Genomic DNA, 15,537 nt, shown 5'->3' with positions numbered 1-15,537 from the left:
CTCAGCCTCCCGGTCCGGCCGTCGTCTCGCGGACCACCATATGCGTCGGCAGAACCGCGTTCGGAGGGCATTGCCGCCCGTTGCAGAGATCGACGATCGCCTGCGCGGCAAGCCGGCCCTGCTCGCGCGACGGCACCGCCACCGTCGTCAGCGGCGGGTCGATGTGCGCGGCGATCTCGAGGTCGTCGAAACCCACGATGGACAGGTCCCGCGGAACCCGGATACCTCGCGCCTTGCATTCCTGAAGCCCGCCGATCGCAAGCATGTCGCTGCCGCAGACGATGGCCGTTGCGTCGATTCCGCGATCCAGAAGCGCGCACAATGCCCGACGCCCGCTCTCGATGGTGTAGGGGCCTTCGAAAATCCAGTCCGGCGAGGCGATGCCGTGCTTTCGAACCGCCGAAATGAAGCCGTTCGCGCGGCCGATGGCCCGGTCGTTGAGATTGGAGCGCAAGCCCGACAGCATGGCGATCCGGCGATGCCCGAGCGAAGCCAGGTGGTTGACGACCTCGTTGATCGCCGCCTCGTTGTCGAACCCGATGGTCCCATCCCGTCCCAGCGGATCGGTGGCATAGGTGCTGACGAACGGCAGGCCGGTCGCGGCCAGATAGGACGCCGCCCGGCTGCTGCGGACGCGGCCGACCAGGATCAGTCCTTGTGCCCCTTGCCGGGACAGACGGGTTATCTGCTCGGCTTCGACGTCAAGGTCGTAGTCGGTCGTGCTGAGCACCGGAAAGTACCCCAGAGCGGAAAGCTGCTCCTCGACCGCTGCATAGAAATCCGCATAGAGCGCATAGCTGAGCGTCGGGACGACGACACCGATGAAGCGAGTCTGGTTTTGGCGCAGGGCGCGCGCAGAATCGTTCGGGATGTATCCGAGTTTCTGGATCGCGTTGCTGACCCGCTCCCTGACCTCGGGCCGTACGAGATCCGGCGCATTCAACGTCCGCGACACCGTCGCCGTCGAAACCTGTGCCAAGTTCGCGACGTCGCGGACCGTCGCAGCGCTGGAGGTGACGCTGCTGCGCCGAGCAGGCCTGATGGACTTGTCTTTCGCTGGCAATGATATCGTCCGCCTGGGCCCTGCGGCACTGACGTCCCGCCTCGTCGCATTGCGATCCATTTAGACGTTCCCACCGCATCACTTCAAGCGTGAGCCCGATTTGACAGCACCGATGTAATGGATTACATCCAGTGTGCCATTACCGAGGGAGGACTCGTATGGACCGCAGAAATTTCATGCAATCTTCGCTTGCGCTCGGGCTTGTCGGCGCCGGAGGGCTTTCGTTTCCCGGAACGTCGGCTGCGGCCGACGGGAAGTTCTGGTTCAATACCTTGTTCCACGGCGGCGACGCCGACGCGATGGACGCAATCGTCAAGAAAATCAGGGATGAAAACCCAAGTCTCAACATCGATCTGACGCAGGGTTCCTGGACAGAATACTATGCTCAGCTCTACAATTCCGTCGTCGCCGGCGAAGCGCCGCAGTTGGGCGTGGTGGACGACTTCCGATACGAGTCGGTCGCCGACGTCCTCTATGACGTCGAGGATACGCCCGCCGGCAATATTCTCGACCTGATGGGCGTCAAGCCGGACGACTTCGCACAGTGGGACACCACCAAGGTCGGCGGAAAGTCATTGGGGCTGCCGCTCGACCAGAACGGCTTCGGGCTTTACTACAACAAGGATATTTTCAAGGAGGCAGGTCTCGATCCCGAGCGTTTTCCGCAGACCCGCGAAGAGTTCGAACATGCCTGCGATGCGATCACGAAGATCGGCAAGGTCGCCTATCACCCGGCACTCAGCGGTGCCACTCGCTACATCCGTCGGGCTTGGATGGCTCTCCTGTGGAGCGCGAAGGGCGAATATCTGAAGGACGGGAAGGCAGCCTTCAACGACGACCGCGGAGTCGAGAGCCTCCAATATCTGGTCGATGTGGTTCAAAAGCGGGGCTGGAACAAGCCCGGCACGGACGGCATCAACCAGTTTCTGGCCGGCGAACTCGGCATTCTTCAAAACGGCACCTGGTTCTACCTCACTGTCGAGAATGCGAAGATCAACTACGGGTGCTCGATGCCGCCGGCGTTTTTCGAAGACCAGGTGGCGTGGGGCGGCTATCATCTGCTGGTCCTGCCGAAGCAGTCCAGCGACGAGGAGGCCGCGCTGCAAAGGACGGCAGAATTCCTCAAGGCGTTCACGCCCCATTACTCGATGTGGGGGGAGATGGGGGGCGCCGTCCCCCTCTGGAATGCCGCACTGAGCGATCCCGAGCTGAAGAAGTCTCGCACTTGGGAAAAGACGTTGCACGTTTTCTCCAAGGCCGCGGCGGACGGGGTCATCCGAGCCGAACCCAGGCATCCGAAGATCACCGACGTCGATACCGCCGTCGAGCCTTTCACTCAAGAGGCCTACAACGGCACGATGAGCGTCAAGGACGCTCTTGCGCGTGCCGAGGATGCTGCCAATCGAGCGCTTGAATCCTGAGAGAGATTTCGAGGAGGCCCAACACGGGCCTTCTCGCCGAACATGAAGGCCGCCGAAGACGATGCCGAAATCGAAGCGGAACCGAAACGGGGCGATCGCACTGCTGTTTCTTTTGCCCTACCTGGTGCTCTGGGGCATCTTCGCCTTCGTGCCGATCGTCTACGGCTTCTTCATCAGCTTGCACAAATGGAACCCGATCGGCACCTCCAAGTTCATCGGGTTCCAGAACTACGGCGACCTGTTTCGCAATCCGCGTTTCGTCGGGGCACTCTGGAACACGCTGATCTACGCGGCCTGGGCGATCCCGCTGATCCTGCTCGTCGGCCTCGTGTTTGCGCTGCTTCTGCGCCGCGGCCAGTTGCCGGGCGGCGCCGCCGTGGAGGCCGCGCTGTTCTTTCCCTATCTCCTCAACGTCTCGGTCGTCGGCATCCTCTGGAGATTCCTGCTGGATCCAGACGTCGGAATCGTCCCGTATTACCTCCGCGTCGTGGGAGTGGACCCGCCGAATTTCCTCAACAGCCCGATGATCGTCCTGCCGACCATCGCCGTCGTATCGGCCTGGTGGCTGGCCGGTTACCGAATGATCGTATTCCGGGCCGGGCTGAACGCCATTCCCGATGATCTCTACGAGGCAGCGTCCCTCGATGGCGCCGGCTCTGTGCGGCAGTTCTTCTTCATCACCCTGCCGCTCATGCGGCCGTCGATCCTGTTCGCCGCGATCCTGACGCTGGTTGCCGGCATGTGCATGCTGGGGCAGGTTCTGGTGATGACCAACGGCGGGCCGGGAACCGCGTCCGAGGTCATGGCCCTGTTCATGTACCGCACCGCATTCGAATCCTTCAATTTCGGCCAGGCCGCGGCAGTGGGCTTCATCCTCTTCGTCATCGTATTCGGCGTCAGTCTGGTGCTGTTCCGGGTGCTCGGCCTCCGCTCGGAGCTGTCTTGATGCGTGCCGGCCGCTATCTCCGCTACGGGCTGTGCTACCTGCTGGCCCTCGTCTGGTTCGTGCCCGTCGTCTGGATGGCCGTCACCGCCGTCAAACCGACGCCCGAGGTGATGAGCTTCACGCCACGCTGGATCCCCAGCGAGGTGACCTTTTCCCACTTCGGCGAACTGCTCGCCAAGAAGCCGTTCTTCCTCTGGCTGCTGAACTCGTTCCAGATCGCGGCGCTGGCGACGGCGATCACGGTCGTCGTCACCACCTTCGCCGCCTACGCTCTCGCCCGCCTCGAATGGCGCGGCCGCAACGTCGTCTTTACGATGCTGATCCTCGCGATGTTCGTGCCCTGGGAGATCAATTCGATCCCACTGTTCTTCATCGTCAAGGACCTGGGCCTCCTCAACACCTTCCTCGGGGCCGCCCTGCCGCTCGCCGCGCTACCCGTCAGCCTGTTCCTGCTGCGGCAGTTTTTCATCAACATCCCGACCGATCTCGAGGACGCGGCGCGGATCGACGGCTGCGGGCATCTCGGCATCCTGTGGCACGTCATCATCCCCGTGTCGCTACCGGCCTACGGTGCGCTGTCGATCTTCATCTTCATCTTCTCGTGGAACGAGTTCTTCTGGTCGCTGATCTCGCTCCAACGTGCCGACGTCAGGACGTTGCCGATAGGACTGAAGACTCTCGTCGGCGCGGGCGACATTCAGTACGACCTGATGATGGCCGGCTCGTTCATGGCGACGCTGCCGGCCCTCATCATCTTCCTCATCCTCAGACGGCATATCATCTCGGGCATCTCGATGGCCGGGGTCCGCCGCTGATCAAAGCAACGGGGGGTTCATCCCATGACGCAGACAAACCAGTTCCAGGCGCGCGGCGTGATGCCGGCCTGTCTCACCCCGTTCAACGAGGACCTGTCGGTCGACGAGCGCGGCTATCGCAGGCACCTCGAAGACGTCGCCTCGGTCGAAGGCGTTGCGGCGATCTGCGCCAACGGCCATGCCGGTGAGGTGTCTTCGCTGACCTTCGACGAACAGCGCCGCGTCGTCGCGGTGACCAAGGAGGTGCTCGGCAGCCGCGTACCGACGGTGATCGGCGTGTTCACCAACTCCAGCATGGAGGCGGCCCGGCTGGCCCGGATGGCGCAGGACGAGGGTGCGGACGCGCTGCTGGTGTTCCCGCCGGACATCCTCGGGCTGGAGGGCACCATGCGGCCGGCCAGCATCGTCGAGCATTTCCGCTGGATCACCGAGGCCAGCGATCTGCCGATCATCGCCTTCCAGTACCCGCTGGCGTCCCGCCTCGCCTATCCGCTCGAGACCCTCCTGGACCTTTGCCACCGCTACCCGCAGATCCGGGCCATCAAGGACCAGTACGGCGACGGCAAGATGCACGAGCGCCATATCCGTGAGTTGGCGGCGCTCGACCGGCCCGTCAACGTCCTCACGACGCACAGCACCTGGCTGCTCGGCTCGCTGGCGCTCGGCTGCCAGGGCATCCTGTCCGGCGCCGGCAGCGTCATCGCCAACCTGCAGGTCGCCCTGTTCCGCGCCGTCAGCGAGGGCCGGCTGGAGCACGCGCGCGAGATAAACGACCGGATTTTCCCGACCGTTCGAGCCTTCTACGACTCGCCGCTGTTCGACCAGCACAACCGCATGAAGGAGGCGCTGGTGTATCTCGGGCGGATGGAGCGGGCCGTGGTGCGCCCGCCGCTGGTCAAGCTGACCGATCCCGAGATCGCCAAGATTTGCGAGATGATGACCCTCGCCGGCCTGAATTCCGAGACAGCCTACGCGAAGGTGGCGTGAGCATGATGCAATCGGCGGACAGCGCGAATTTCTACGTGGCGATTGGGGACGAGGCGAGCTTCAGCAAGACGATCGGCGAGTCGGATGTCTATCTTTATGCAGGCATCACCGGAGACTTCTCGCCCAATCACATCAACGAGGCCGAGATGCGCTCCACCGCCTATGGCCGGCGCATGGCGCATGGGGCGATGCTGATCGGCTTCATGTCCACCACCTCGACCATCGTGGCCGAGAGGGCGGGCCGCATCGATGCGCCGGAATCGCCGGTTTCACTGGGCTACGATCGCATTCGCTTCGTCGCCCCTGTGTTCATCGGCGACACGATCACCGTGACCTACCGGGTTGCCGCGCTCGATCTCGAGAAGCGGCGCGCGACGTCAGAGGTGACGATCGTCAACGAGGCCGGGGACGTCGTGGCGGTCGGCCAGCACATCCTGAAATGGGTTGCGAGAGGCTGACGATACGGAACCCGGGGGCAGTTCGGCTACACGGAAAGTGAATGAATGGGAAGCGTAACGATAGCGGGCGCCCGCAAGTACTATGGGGCGTATGAGGCGATTCACGGCATCGACTTCAGCGTCGCGGACGGAGAATTCGTCACGCTGGTCGGGCCTTCGGGCTGTGGCAAGTCGACCCTGCTGCGGATGATCGCCGGACTGGAAGAGATCAGCGACGGGGAGATCCGCATCGGCGACCGGGTGGTGAACGACGTCGCCGCCAAAAACCGGGACATCGCGATGGTTTTCCAGAACTACGCGCTCTACCCCCACCGCACTGTTCGCGACAACATGGCCTTCGCGTTGCGCCTGCGCCGGCTGGGCAAGGCGGAGGTGAAGGCGAAGGTCGATCGCGCCGCCGAAATTCTGGGGCTGGGCGACCTTCTCGACCGCTACCCGCGCGAACTGTCCGGCGGCCAGCGGCAGCGCGTCGCGATGGGCCGCGCCATCGTCCGCGACCCGCAGGTGTTTCTTTTCGACGAGCCGCTGTCCAATCTCGACGCCAAGCTCCGCGTAGCGATGCGGGCCGAGATCAAGGAACTGCACCAGCGCCTCGGCACGACGATGATCTACGTCACCCACGATCAGGTCGAGGCGATGACCATGGCGGACCGGATCGTCGTCATGCAGGGCGGCCGTGTCGAGCAGATCGGCAAGCCGCTGGAGCTTTACGACCGCCCCTCGAACCTCTTCGTCGCCAGCTTCATCGGCTCCCCTGCGATGAACATGCTGAAGGGCAGCGTCGAGACCGGAGCCACGCCTTGTTTCCGCCTGGAGACTGGCGAGGCCCTTGCACTGCCTGCCGCCCTCGAGCGACCGACGCCGGGGCCGGCGATCTACGGCATCCGTCCCGAGCACCTCGAGCGGGCCGAGGGTGGCGGCCTCGTCGCCGAAGTCGTACTCGTCGAGCCCGCTGGCTCGGAGACCCAGGTCAAGCTGCGGCGCAAAGGCACGGAACTGACATATGTCTGCCGCGATCGCCTCGACGTCGGCCCGGGCGACCGCATGGCTCTGGTGCCGGACGCCTCCCGCGCCAGTCTATTCGACGCAGCCACTGGCAGCAGCTTGGTCTGAGGGCCTCGGCTGCGATCCAGCATCCCTCGCCGCGATACGATTGCCAAGTCAGCCGTCAGCGGTTGCCCTTCTTCGATCGCTCCTCGTCGAGCAGGATGCGGGCCGTGTTCTCGTCGGTGATCAGGCCGTTGACGAGGCGGCCGTTGCAGGCCGCGATGATCGCTGCGGCGCGCTGGAGGCCCGATGCGACGATGACCACCGGCCGTTCCTGGTTCGGCTCCTGGCGATAGGAGGTCAGCCGATCGTGATACTCGGCGTCGACGAACTGGCCGTCCTGATCGATGGCAAAGCCCAGCATCTCCCCGACGGCGCCGGCAGCGATCGCCTGGCGTGCCTCCGCCTCGGTAATGAACCCGTCCTCCAGGAGCGAGCACCGCGCGCCGAAAAAGCCCATGCCCATGATCAGCACCCCGGCCTCGGCGATCAGGCCGCTGATCGAAAGATAGCCCGGCTGCGCCTGCAGCACCCGGCATTCCTCGGCAGTGTTGGTGATGATCGGCATGGGGCGCGGATAGCATTGCGCTCCCAACGCCTCGGCCACCCATGTGACGACGTCGTGATTGTTGGCCTTGCCGTCGCGGGTCAGATTGCCCATCAGCGAGACGCAGCGGCAGTTGGGCAGTTCGCGCCGGTCGAGCCGCCGGGAGAGTTCGCGCATGGTCCGGCCGTTGCCGACGCCGAGGGTGAAAGACTCGTTCGGCGGCAGGATGGTTTCGAGATAGCGCGCCCCGAGACTGCCGACCGTCGCCATGTCCTCGATCGTCTCCGATTCGTTCGGCGCGACGTCGCAGTAGCGCAAGCCGTAGCGATCCCGCAGCGCTTCGGCGAGCTCGATGCAATCCTTCAGGACGTGATTGAGCCGAAACTCGATCAACCCGGAACGGTGCGCCAGCGCCATCAGGCGCTGGACGACCTGACGGGAGACCTGCATCTCCTTGGCGATCTGATCCTGGGTCCGGTGCTTTTCATAAGAAAGCCAGGCCGCGCGCGCCGCCAGATCGAGCCTGCGATCGGTGGTATCGGGCGGGTAGCGCGGAACCGATTTCTTCACCTTCTCCGCAGTCTCCATCAAAGCTTCAGGATACGCGCGATGTTTCCGCCGACGATCTTTTCGTAGGCTGCCCGATCTTCGGCCGCGCCGCTCATCTTCTCGAATTCCAGCTTATAGTCCACGAAGGGCGAATCCGTACCCCAGATCACCTTGTCGGCACCAACCTCGCTCACCGCCTTCTGGATTTCGAAGATCGGCACGCGGGAGGTCTCAAGGTAGAGGTTCGGATATTCGTTGGCAAAACGGATCGCCTGATCCACCGACCAGAAGAACCCCATATGCGCCATGATCAGCGTGACATTGGGAAAGCGCGCGGCCATCAGCGCGAATTCCGGCGGACAGTTGCGCAGGTCGCTCGCCCCGTGGACGACGATCGGAATCCCGTACTCTCCGCAAGCTTCGAACAGAGGGTCGCAGAGAAGCGGATCGGAAAGATGATAGCCGTTGATCGTCGGGTGAAGCTTCAGCCCCTTGAAGCCGTCGGTCTCGATGCATCGCCGCAGCTCGTCGAGAGCGCCGGCGTTCCAGGGATTGACTGCGCAATAGGGGATCAGGCGGTCGGGAAATTCCTTGTGGGCGACGCGGATCTCGTCATTGGTGAAATCGCCCTCGACGAAGGGAAACATCACCGCCCTCTCGACGCCGGCCTTGTCCATCTTGGCGACCAGATCGCCGCCGGACTGACGCGCCTTTCGGATCGTGCCGACGTGATTGTGGGAATCGATAATCGTCATCGTCCTTTTCCTCTGTTTGGTCGTTCATGTGCGCTTCTTCAGCCCGCCCACCATCATCGCCAACAGGATGAAGCCGCCATTCAGGGCGTAGCGATAGGGCGCCCCGAGCCCGACGATCGTCAGGCCGTTGCCGAGGAACCCGATGAACAGCGCGCCGATCAGGGTTCCGGGGATGCTCACTCCGCCCTGCTTCGAAAACAGCGTGCCCAGGAACACCGCGGCGAATGCGTCGAGCAGGAATGGTTCGGCGCCGCGCGGCATGGCAAGACCGGTGCGCGAGGCGAGCGCCACGCCGCCGATCGCCGCCAAGGCGCCCGAGACGACGAAGCCCAGCGCGAAGACCCAGCGGATGCGGATCCCCGCCAGATAGGCGGCGCGCACATTGGCGCCGATGGCGCGAGCGCGGCGGGAAAAGCTCGTCAGCGACATCAGCCCGTAAACCAGGACGAACAGGACGACGGCGAGGATGATCAGCATCGACACAGGGCCGAGGCTGCCCTGGCCGAGAAACAGGAACGGCGCCGTGATGCCGCGCGGCAGCGAGAACAGGATCTGCGGCTCCGCGCCGTTGGTGGCGATCAACTCGCCCGATCGGATGATGAACATCATGCCGAGCGTCCCGATGATGGCGGGCACGCCGACATAGGCCATCAGGAGACCGTTGATCGCGCCGATCGCGACACCGAAGACGACGGGCAGCACGAAGGCCATCCACACCGGCTGGCCGTGGAGAATCAGCATCGCGGCGATCAGCCCGGCCGCATCGGCGATCTGGGCGGCCGACAGGTCGACGCCCCGCATCGACATGACGACGGCCATGCCGAGCGAGATGGCGATCAGCACCGCCGACTGGCGCAGCACGTTGAGGACGTTGTTCGGCGACACGAAGGCCGGCTGCATCACGTAGAAGATCGCGAGCACCGCCAGCATGCCGAAGATCGCGCCGTAGTCGCGCAGGAAGCCGAGGGCCGCTCCGCCCGTTGATCGTTGACTGAGAACCTGACTCATGATGCGGCCTCCCGGAGCTAGAACAGAAGGATCTGGCCGATCTCGCGCCGGCGGACGACGCCGATCGCGATCGACGCGATGAGCACCACGCCCTGGACGGCGGGGAGCGCCTGATTGGAAATGCCGATCAGGATCAGCCCGTTCGACAGGGAGGCGAGGAAGATCGCCGCGACCACCGTGCCGGTGACGTTGAGCTGGCCGCTGCGCGACAGGGTGGAGCCGAGGAAGGCCGCCGCGAGCGCGCTGATCAGATAGTCGATGCCGGTCGCAAGCGCCGAGGCGCCATAGCTGTAGGAGGCGAGGATGGCGCCGGAAAAGCCGAGGATCGCGCCGCCGATGACGAAGGAGGCCGTGGCATAGCGGGGCTGGCTTATGCCCCGCAGTCTCGCCGCCGGCAGGTTCTGCCCGACCGCATACATGCGCAGGCCCGTGCGGGTCCTGGAAAGGAACAGGTGCAGGATGGCAGTGAGGACGGCGAGCAGAATGAACACCGCCGGAACCGGTCCGACATAGCCCTGGCCGAGATAGAAGAAGCCGGGCTCGCCGGCCAGGGTGATTGCCTGGCCGCCATTGTAGAGCAGCGTCACCCCCATGGTGACGAACATCACGCCGAGGGTCGCGACGAAGGGCGGCATGGCGAAGACGAGCACGAAAGCGGCATTGACGAGGCCGACCACCGCGCCGAGCGCGACACCGGCAGCGACCGCGGCCGCTGAGCCCGCCGCCCCGACGATCAGACCGGCGGCGACATTCGAGGTCAGCTGGCTGATCGCCCCGGCCGAGACGTCGAGCCCGCCGGCGACGAGCACCAGGGTCAGGCCGAGCGCGATGAAGGCGAGAACGCTCCCCTGCTTGAGAACGTCGAAAAGATTGCCGGGGCTGAGGAACACCGGCGCCAGGAAGGCGATCACCGCGAGGGTGGCGAGCATTCCGATGAGTGCACCCCAATGCGAGACGAAGCCGGCGGCGTCGCGGAGACGGGCGGTCCCGGGCGGGCTTTCGGCGGGCGCCGTCGGCACGGCTCGCGGCGCCTTCGGCTTTGCGCCCGGCTCGGCCTCCTCGCCGCCCGAGGCGTGATAGAGCACCGTCGCGACATCGAGTTCGTTGCGTTCGAGCAGGGCGTTGACCCGCCCTTTCTGCATTACCGCGACCCGATCGCACATCCCGACGATCTCCTCGAAGTCGGAGGAGATCAGGATGACGACCGCGCCGCGGCGCGCAAGCGCGGTCATCTGCCGGTAGATTTCGACCTTCGAGCCAACGTCGACGCCGGTCGTCGGCTCGTCGAACAGGAAGATGTCCGAATGTCCCGGCAGCCAGCGCCCGATGACGACCTTCTGCTGATTGCCGCCGGAGAGATTCTGGGTCAGCGTGGCGGTGTTCGGCGGCTGGATCGACAGGTCGCGCTGCAGCGCCTGCGCCTCGGCCTTTTCGGCGCCGAGGTTGATCAGGCCGAAGCGAGCCCATTTGGCGATGTTGGGCAGGGTCAGATTGTCGCGCATCGACAGATCGGCGATCAACCCGTCATGCCGGCGATCCTCGGGGATCAAGGCGAAGCCCGCCGCCATGGCGGCCTGCGGGCCGGAAGGATTCGACGGCTTCCCATGCAAGGTCACGGTACCGCCGGTCCGCTTCAGCGCGCCGATCAGCGCCAGCGCCAGTTCGGAGCGCCCTGCACCCATGAGCCCGGCAAGGCCGAAGATCTCGCCGCGGCGGATGTCGAGACTGACGCCGCGCACGGCGCTGCCGACCGAAAGGTCGCGGATCGACAGCGCCGTTTCGCCGATCGGCACCTCTTCCTTGGGATAGAGCTGCGAAATCTCCCGGCCGACCATCATCCTGATGATCTCCCCCCGCGAGGTTTCGCCGACATTGCGGGTGGCGATCAGCTTGCCGTCCCGCAATACGGTCAGCCGGTCGACGAGATCGAGCACCTCGTCGAGATAGTGGGAGATGTAGACGATGGTGACGCCGTCGTCGCGCAGTCGCCGGACGACGTCGAACAACAGCGCCACTTCCGTTTCGGAGAGTGAGGCGGTCGGTTCGTCGAGGATGAGGATGCGCGGCTTGCGCAGCAGGGCGGCGGCGATCGCCACCTGTTCGCGCTGGGCGACGCTGAGATCGCGGATCAGCGTATCGGGCGTGAAGGACGCGCCCACCTTGGCCAGCGCCTTGGCGGTCTCGGCGCGCATCTCGGCGAGTTTCAGGAAGCCCGCTGCGGTGGTTTCCTCGATGCCGAGATAGACGTTGCGGGTCACGTCGAACTGGGCGACGAGCTGCTGATCCTGATGGACGATCACGATGCCGTTGGCTTCGGCATCCGCCACCCGGTCCATGCGCACCACCTCGCCGTCGACGAGGATGTCGCCGGCTTCCTGGCGGTAGACGCCGGTCAAGACCTTCACAAGCGTCGATTTGCCCGCGCCGTTCTGCCCGAGAAGGGCGTGGATCTCGCCCTTGCGGACCTGAAGGGAAACGTCCGAGAGCGCAAGAACGCCCGGAAATTCCTTGCGGATGTTCCGGCACTCCAGCGCAGGCCGGGGCGGATCGAAATCAAAAGCCATGAAATGCGGACCGAGAGCCGACCGGCTTCTTCGGTGGAAGGAGCCGGGGTGCCGAAGATGAACGGCCGGCGCCCCCGAAGCGGCCGCCGGCCACGAACAGCAATCTGGTCAGGGAAGCACGGGCTGGACGACCACGAGGTCCTTGTCCTGGGGATAGCGCGATTCCACGTCGGCCTTGTCCATGCCGAGATCGGCCCAGATGCCGTCGCCCCAGCGCTTTTGCGCGGCGGCAACGCCATTGCCGCGCACCGCGAGCCAGGCGTCGGTGTAGAGCGCGGAGGGAAAATCCTCTTTGCCGTTCAGCTTGTCGAGCAGTGCCTGCGCGGCCTTGCGGCCGATCGTCGGCACGTCCTGCACGACGGTGGCGACGAAGGGGCTGTCCTGATCGAGCAGCATCTGGAAGCCGATGCGGTCGCCGTCGATCGAGGCCGCCTTGATTTCGGTGCGGCCGTTGCGGCGGATCGCCTCGACCGCGCCTGAGGTCAGCAGGTCATAGGCGCCCCACACGGCGGCGATGCTGCCGGGCGCCGGATTGGCCGTCAGGAGGTCTTCCATCTGGGTCTGGACGCGGGCGACGCTGTGCTCGGTCGGAACTTCGTGCAGTTTCACCTTCGGATAGTCGGCAGCCATCGCCTCGAGGACGCGCTTGCGGGTTTCGAGGAGCGGCGCGCCCGGAACCCAGAAGACGTAGACGTCACCCTGATAGTCGATGCTCGACAGAAGCGCGCGGCTCATCATCGCCGACATCAGCGCGTCGTCGCCGCCGACATCGGTCAGCGCGCCCTCGGTGGTGGAGCCGACCGACGTGGTGACGACCGGGATGCCCGCCTCGTTGGCCTTGGCAACCACGGGCGCGAGCTGCTGGGCATTGCCGAGCTGGACGATGATGCCTGCCACGCCGGAATTGATCAGGTTTTCGATGTTCTCGTTGTGCTTGCGCGGATCGGTGCCACCATCGGTGACGACGACCTCGGCCCCTGCCGCCTCGAGGACCTCCCGCGCGCCGGCGATGATGTCACGGTTGTAGTCGTTGGTGATTTCGCGCGACGCCAGGCCGATCTTCTTGCCGGTGAGATCCTGTGCCTTCGCCTGGACAGGCAGGATCGCCAGTGCGGCGCCCACTGCGGCGGCGCAGAGTGCGGACAGTTTCATTGGATGCTCCTCCCATAGAGATCTCAATTCGATCAATTGATCGATATGCGATTTGTTGATCTTTCAGCCGCCCATGTCAAGCAGGCCGCTTCGCGTCGTCTCTCCAGCCGGCGTCGGGCGACCGGCACGCATCTCAGCCATCCGCGCACCAAGGCGGCGGTCAAGAAGGCCCTGGCGCTCGCCAGAAAGCACGGAGCGCGGACCGCGCTCGATATCGATTATCGTCCCAGCCTCTGGGGCGTCGCCGGCCATGGCGAAGGCGAGAGCCGCTTCGTCGAGAGCTCTTCGATGCGATGCCACTGGGCATCAGTCAGGATTCGTCTGCTCAAGATCGCTCTCCGTTTGCGATCTCGAATCAAATCTCGGCGCAGAACGGAATTCCTGAATGGAGACGCGACCAAGCGCAGACCCCACGCCCTCGACTCAAGAGCAAAACGACCCTGTCGCCGGCTTGTGCAACGAGCTGGCCCCCTTCCTCTACACCTGCGCTCGACCGCGGGCGTCTCGAGGAATTCTCCGGTGAATTGGAAGGCGAACCCGCCTCGCCTCGAGACGATGCCGTGGCGCGGGCCGGGCCCGCTTTGAGCCCGAATTGATGTCGGGCGCCCACACCGGTGATCCCGCCCGGTGATGAACTATAGCATTTCCAATTGTCTCGCCCGTCATTCCCATAGCAGGCGATATTCACGCATTGCGATCGGGAGCTTAAGGCTTTTTCGAGATCGAGACGGAGACAGCGATGGGCGCCCTCGACGGGATCAGGATCCTTAGCTTCAATCACTTCCTGTCCGGCCCCGCCGCAGCGCAGTTTCTAGGCGACATGGGCGCCGACGTGATCGCCGTCGAGCCGATCGGCGGCGCCTTCCAGCGCAACTGGGCGGTCGCCAACCACTTCGTCGACGACACATCCGTCAATCACATGACCACGGGTCGCAACAAGCGCTCCATCGCCGTCGATCTGAAATCGCCGGACGGGATCGCCGCGATCAAGCGGCTGATTGGCCGGGCGGACGTGGTGATTGAGAATTTCCGCCCCGGCACGCTCGACCGGCTTGGCCTGTCCGAGGCGGTGATGCGGGCCGAGAACCCACGGCTGATCCTTGCCGTCAGCACCGGCTTCGGTGCCGACGGTCCCTACCGCGACCGCCCTGGCCAGGATGTCCTCCTTCAGGCGATGTCAGGGCTCGCCGCTCATACCGGCTCGGCCGAGAGCGGCCCGGTCGCCGTCGGCACCGTGCCGATCGACCAGCACACGGCAACGATCTACGTCTCGGCGATCCTTGCCGCTCTGTTCGAACGCGAACGCACCGGCGTTGCCCGCAGGGTCGAGGTCAACATGCTCCAGGCCGCGCTCGATCTTCAGGCCGAGTCGATCACCGCCTGGATGAACGGCGCTCCCCACGATTCCCCGCGCGGCCGCGACGGGCTGGCCGCCTGGTTCAGCCCGGCGCCTTATGGGATCCACGCCGCGAGCGACGGGCATCTGATCATCTCGATGTCGACTGCGTGCGCGCTTGCCGAAGCGCTGGAGATGCCGGAACTCGCCGATTACGGCCGACGATTGCTTCGCGAGGAAGGGCGAAATCAATCGCAAGGTCGCCGCGCGGCTGAAACAGGACACGATCGCTTATTGGCTGCCGCGGCTGGAAGCGGCCAAGGTCTGGCGGGCTTGGTCGGCGAGGAGAGGGCCGTGACCGGCGCGGCCCGCCTCGTGCCCGTCGCCGCTGCGCACTGAACGCGATGTACGATCTCAAGAGCATCGACGAACTCTCGGTCGGCGACCGGGTCAGCGTGTCGAAGACCATCACCGAGGCGGACGGGGCGATGTATATCGCCGCCACCGGCGATGAGCTATGGCGGAAGCTGGGTGATGACGGTCTGAGAGAGGCGGCGTATCGAGGCGGGTGATCAAGCCTGCCAGAACCTCCCGTAGGAGCGATACGCCCATGACGACGGATAGCACCGTTTCCGCATTTCGACATCCCGACACGATTGATGATCCCCTGACCACAGTCCTGCGCGACGGTGCCCGGCGTCTTCTTGCCGAGGCGGTCGAGGCGGAAGCCGCTGCCTTTCTTGCTGCGATGAAAGAGGAGCGGCTGGGCGACGGCCGGGCCCGCTTCGTGCGCCACGGTCATGGCCCGGAGCGGGCGATCCAGACCGGCATCGGCCCGGTCCCCGTCAAGCGGGCGAAGGTTCGCGATCGTGGCGCCGGCGATGGCGGC

At 64.8% G+C, this 15,537-nt stretch carries 14 protein-coding genes and 1 pseudogene; 9 read left to right on the top strand and 6 right to left on the bottom strand.

The genetic code is table 11. From position 1 onward, the window contains the following. Window position 1 precedes the first annotated feature (1 nt). Window positions 2-1,063 (bottom strand): LacI family DNA-binding transcriptional regulator, encoded by a 1,062-nt coding sequence (locus J1C47_RS11340; protein WP_207350882.1) that lies wholly within the window; start codon window positions 1,061-1,063, stop codon window positions 2-4. Window positions 1,064-1,221: 158 nt separating this feature from the next. On the opposite strand from J1C47_RS11340, the gene J1C47_RS11335 reads away from it, so the two are divergent. The 6 genes from J1C47_RS11335 to J1C47_RS11310 all read left to right on the top strand — a co-directional run bounded on the left by J1C47_RS11335 (window position 1,222) and on the right by J1C47_RS11310 (window position 6,803). Continuing rightward, window positions 1,222-2,484: an extracellular solute-binding protein gene (locus J1C47_RS11335; protein ID WP_207350881.1), complete on the top strand. Its 1,263-nt coding sequence runs from the start codon at window positions 1,222-1,224 to the stop codon at window positions 2,482-2,484. Window positions 2,485-2,545: 61 nt separating this feature from the next. Then, window positions 2,546-3,430, top strand: a complete 885-nt coding sequence (locus J1C47_RS11330; RefSeq protein ID WP_207350880.1) for a carbohydrate ABC transporter permease — start codon at window positions 2,546-2,548, stop codon at window positions 3,428-3,430. Further along, window positions 3,430-4,245 (top strand): carbohydrate ABC transporter permease, encoded by an 816-nt coding sequence (locus J1C47_RS11325; protein ID WP_207350879.1) that lies wholly within the window; start codon window positions 3,430-3,432, stop codon window positions 4,243-4,245. The genes J1C47_RS11330 and J1C47_RS11325 overlap by 1 nt, the downstream gene beginning before the upstream one ends. A 24-nt stretch (window positions 4,246-4,269) precedes the next feature. Continuing rightward, window positions 4,270-5,232 (top strand): dihydrodipicolinate synthase family protein, encoded by a 963-nt coding sequence (locus tag J1C47_RS11320; RefSeq protein ID WP_207350878.1) that lies wholly within the window; start codon window positions 4,270-4,272, stop codon window positions 5,230-5,232. A gap of 2 nt (window positions 5,233-5,234) precedes the next feature. Then, window positions 5,235-5,690 carry a MaoC family dehydratase gene (locus J1C47_RS11315; RefSeq protein ID WP_245396514.1) on the top strand — a complete coding sequence of 152 codons (456 nt, stop codon included), beginning with the start codon at window positions 5,235-5,237 and terminating at the stop codon, window positions 5,688-5,690. A 45-nt stretch (window positions 5,691-5,735) separates the two neighbouring features. Further along, window positions 5,736-6,803, top strand: coding sequence for an ABC transporter ATP-binding protein (locus tag J1C47_RS11310; RefSeq protein WP_207350877.1), 1,068 nt, complete (start codon window positions 5,736-5,738; stop codon window positions 6,801-6,803). A gap of 55 nt (window positions 6,804-6,858) precedes the next feature. On the opposite strand, the gene J1C47_RS11305 is transcribed toward J1C47_RS11310, so the two are convergent. From J1C47_RS11305 to J1C47_RS11285, 5 genes are all read right to left on the bottom strand, one after another. Beyond that, the gene (locus J1C47_RS11305) at window positions 6,859-7,872 is read right to left on the bottom strand and encodes a sugar-binding transcriptional regulator (RefSeq protein ID WP_207350876.1); all 1,014 of its coding nucleotides are present in this window, start codon (window positions 7,870-7,872) and stop codon (window positions 6,859-6,861) included. Next, entirely contained in the window at window positions 7,872-8,588 is a 717-nt protein-coding gene (locus J1C47_RS11300; RefSeq protein ID WP_207350875.1) for an amidohydrolase family protein, read from the bottom strand. Before J1C47_RS11300 ends, J1C47_RS11305 begins: the two co-directional genes overlap by 1 nt. Before the next feature lie 24 nt (window positions 8,589-8,612). Further along, a complete protein-coding gene (locus J1C47_RS11295) occupies window positions 8,613-9,596 on the bottom strand; it encodes an ABC transporter permease (protein ID WP_207350874.1) in 984 nt (327 codons plus the stop codon). Window positions 9,597-9,613: 17 nt separating this feature from the next. Then, window positions 9,614-12,160, bottom strand: a complete 2,547-nt coding sequence (locus tag J1C47_RS11290) for an ATP-binding cassette domain-containing protein (RefSeq protein WP_207350873.1) — start codon at window positions 12,158-12,160, stop codon at window positions 9,614-9,616. A 108-nt stretch (window positions 12,161-12,268) separates the two neighbouring features. After that, window positions 12,269-13,312 carry a substrate-binding domain-containing protein gene (locus tag J1C47_RS11285; protein ID WP_207350872.1) on the bottom strand — a complete coding sequence of 348 codons (1,044 nt, stop codon included), beginning with the start codon at window positions 13,310-13,312 and terminating at the stop codon, window positions 12,269-12,271. A gap of 739 nt (window positions 13,313-14,051) precedes the next feature. Between J1C47_RS11285 and J1C47_RS11275 the strand changes: the two genes are divergently transcribed. From J1C47_RS11275 to J1C47_RS11265, 3 genes and pseudogenes are all read left to right on the top strand, one after another. After that, complete coding sequence (locus J1C47_RS11275) at window positions 14,052-15,047, top strand: CaiB/BaiF CoA transferase family protein (RefSeq protein ID WP_245396501.1); 996 nt, start codon at window positions 14,052-14,054, stop codon at window positions 15,045-15,047. A gap of 5 nt (window positions 15,048-15,052) precedes the next feature. Continuing rightward, window positions 15,053-15,220: a hotdog family protein gene (locus tag J1C47_RS23710; RefSeq protein ID WP_245396500.1), complete on the top strand. Its 168-nt coding sequence runs from the start codon at window positions 15,053-15,055 to the stop codon at window positions 15,218-15,220. 38 nt (window positions 15,221-15,258) lie between these two features. Beyond that, window positions 15,259-15,537, top strand: a pseudogene (locus tag J1C47_RS11265) (IS256 family transposase); the annotation flags it as partial.

The organism is Jiella sonneratiae (assembly GCF_017353515.1).
In the GTDB taxonomy this organism is placed as follows: domain Bacteria; phylum Pseudomonadota; class Alphaproteobacteria; order Rhizobiales; family Rhizobiaceae; genus Jiella; species Jiella sonneratiae.
The sequence above is the reverse complement of the archived record's forward strand: the minus strand, read 5'-3'. Positions and strand labels throughout refer to the sequence as shown.

What these genes read in the sequence shown, in the direction of transcription:
- J1C47_RS11325 (WP_207350879.1), top strand. Translation starts at nt 3,430, where the DNA reads ATGCGTGCCGGCCGCTATCTCCGCTACGGGCTGTGCTACCTGCTGGCC.
- J1C47_RS23710 (WP_245396500.1), top strand. Translation starts at nt 15,053, where the DNA reads ATGTACGATCTCAAGAGCATCGACGAACTCTCGGTCGGCGACCGGGTC.
- J1C47_RS11290 (WP_207350873.1), bottom strand. Translation starts at nt 12,160, where the DNA reads ATGGCTTTTGATTTCGATCCGCCCCGGCCTGCGCTGGAGTGCCGGAAC.
- J1C47_RS11335 (WP_207350881.1), top strand. Translation starts at nt 1,222, where the DNA reads ATGGACCGCAGAAATTTCATGCAATCTTCGCTTGCGCTCGGGCTTGTC.
- J1C47_RS11330 (WP_207350880.1), top strand. Translation starts at nt 2,546, where the DNA reads ATGCCGAAATCGAAGCGGAACCGAAACGGGGCGATCGCACTGCTGTTT.
- J1C47_RS11300 (WP_207350875.1), bottom strand. Translation starts at nt 8,588, where the DNA reads ATGACGATTATCGATTCCCACAATCACGTCGGCACGATCCGAAAGGCG.
- J1C47_RS11305 (WP_207350876.1), bottom strand. Translation starts at nt 7,872, where the DNA reads ATGGAGACTGCGGAGAAGGTGAAGAAATCGGTTCCGCGCTACCCGCCC.
- J1C47_RS11275 (WP_245396501.1), top strand. Translation starts at nt 14,052, where the DNA reads ATGGGCGCCCTCGACGGGATCAGGATCCTTAGCTTCAATCACTTCCTG.
- J1C47_RS11285 (WP_207350872.1), bottom strand. Translation starts at nt 13,312, where the DNA reads ATGAAACTGTCCGCACTCTGCGCCGCCGCAGTGGGCGCCGCACTGGCG.
- J1C47_RS11295 (WP_207350874.1), bottom strand. Translation starts at nt 9,596, where the DNA reads ATGAGTCAGGTTCTCAGTCAACGATCAACGGGCGGAGCGGCCCTCGGC.
- J1C47_RS11315 (WP_245396514.1), top strand. Translation starts at nt 5,235, where the DNA reads ATGATGCAATCGGCGGACAGCGCGAATTTCTACGTGGCGATTGGGGAC.
- J1C47_RS11320 (WP_207350878.1), top strand. Translation starts at nt 4,270, where the DNA reads ATGACGCAGACAAACCAGTTCCAGGCGCGCGGCGTGATGCCGGCCTGT.
- J1C47_RS11310 (WP_207350877.1), top strand. Translation starts at nt 5,736, where the DNA reads ATGGGAAGCGTAACGATAGCGGGCGCCCGCAAGTACTATGGGGCGTAT.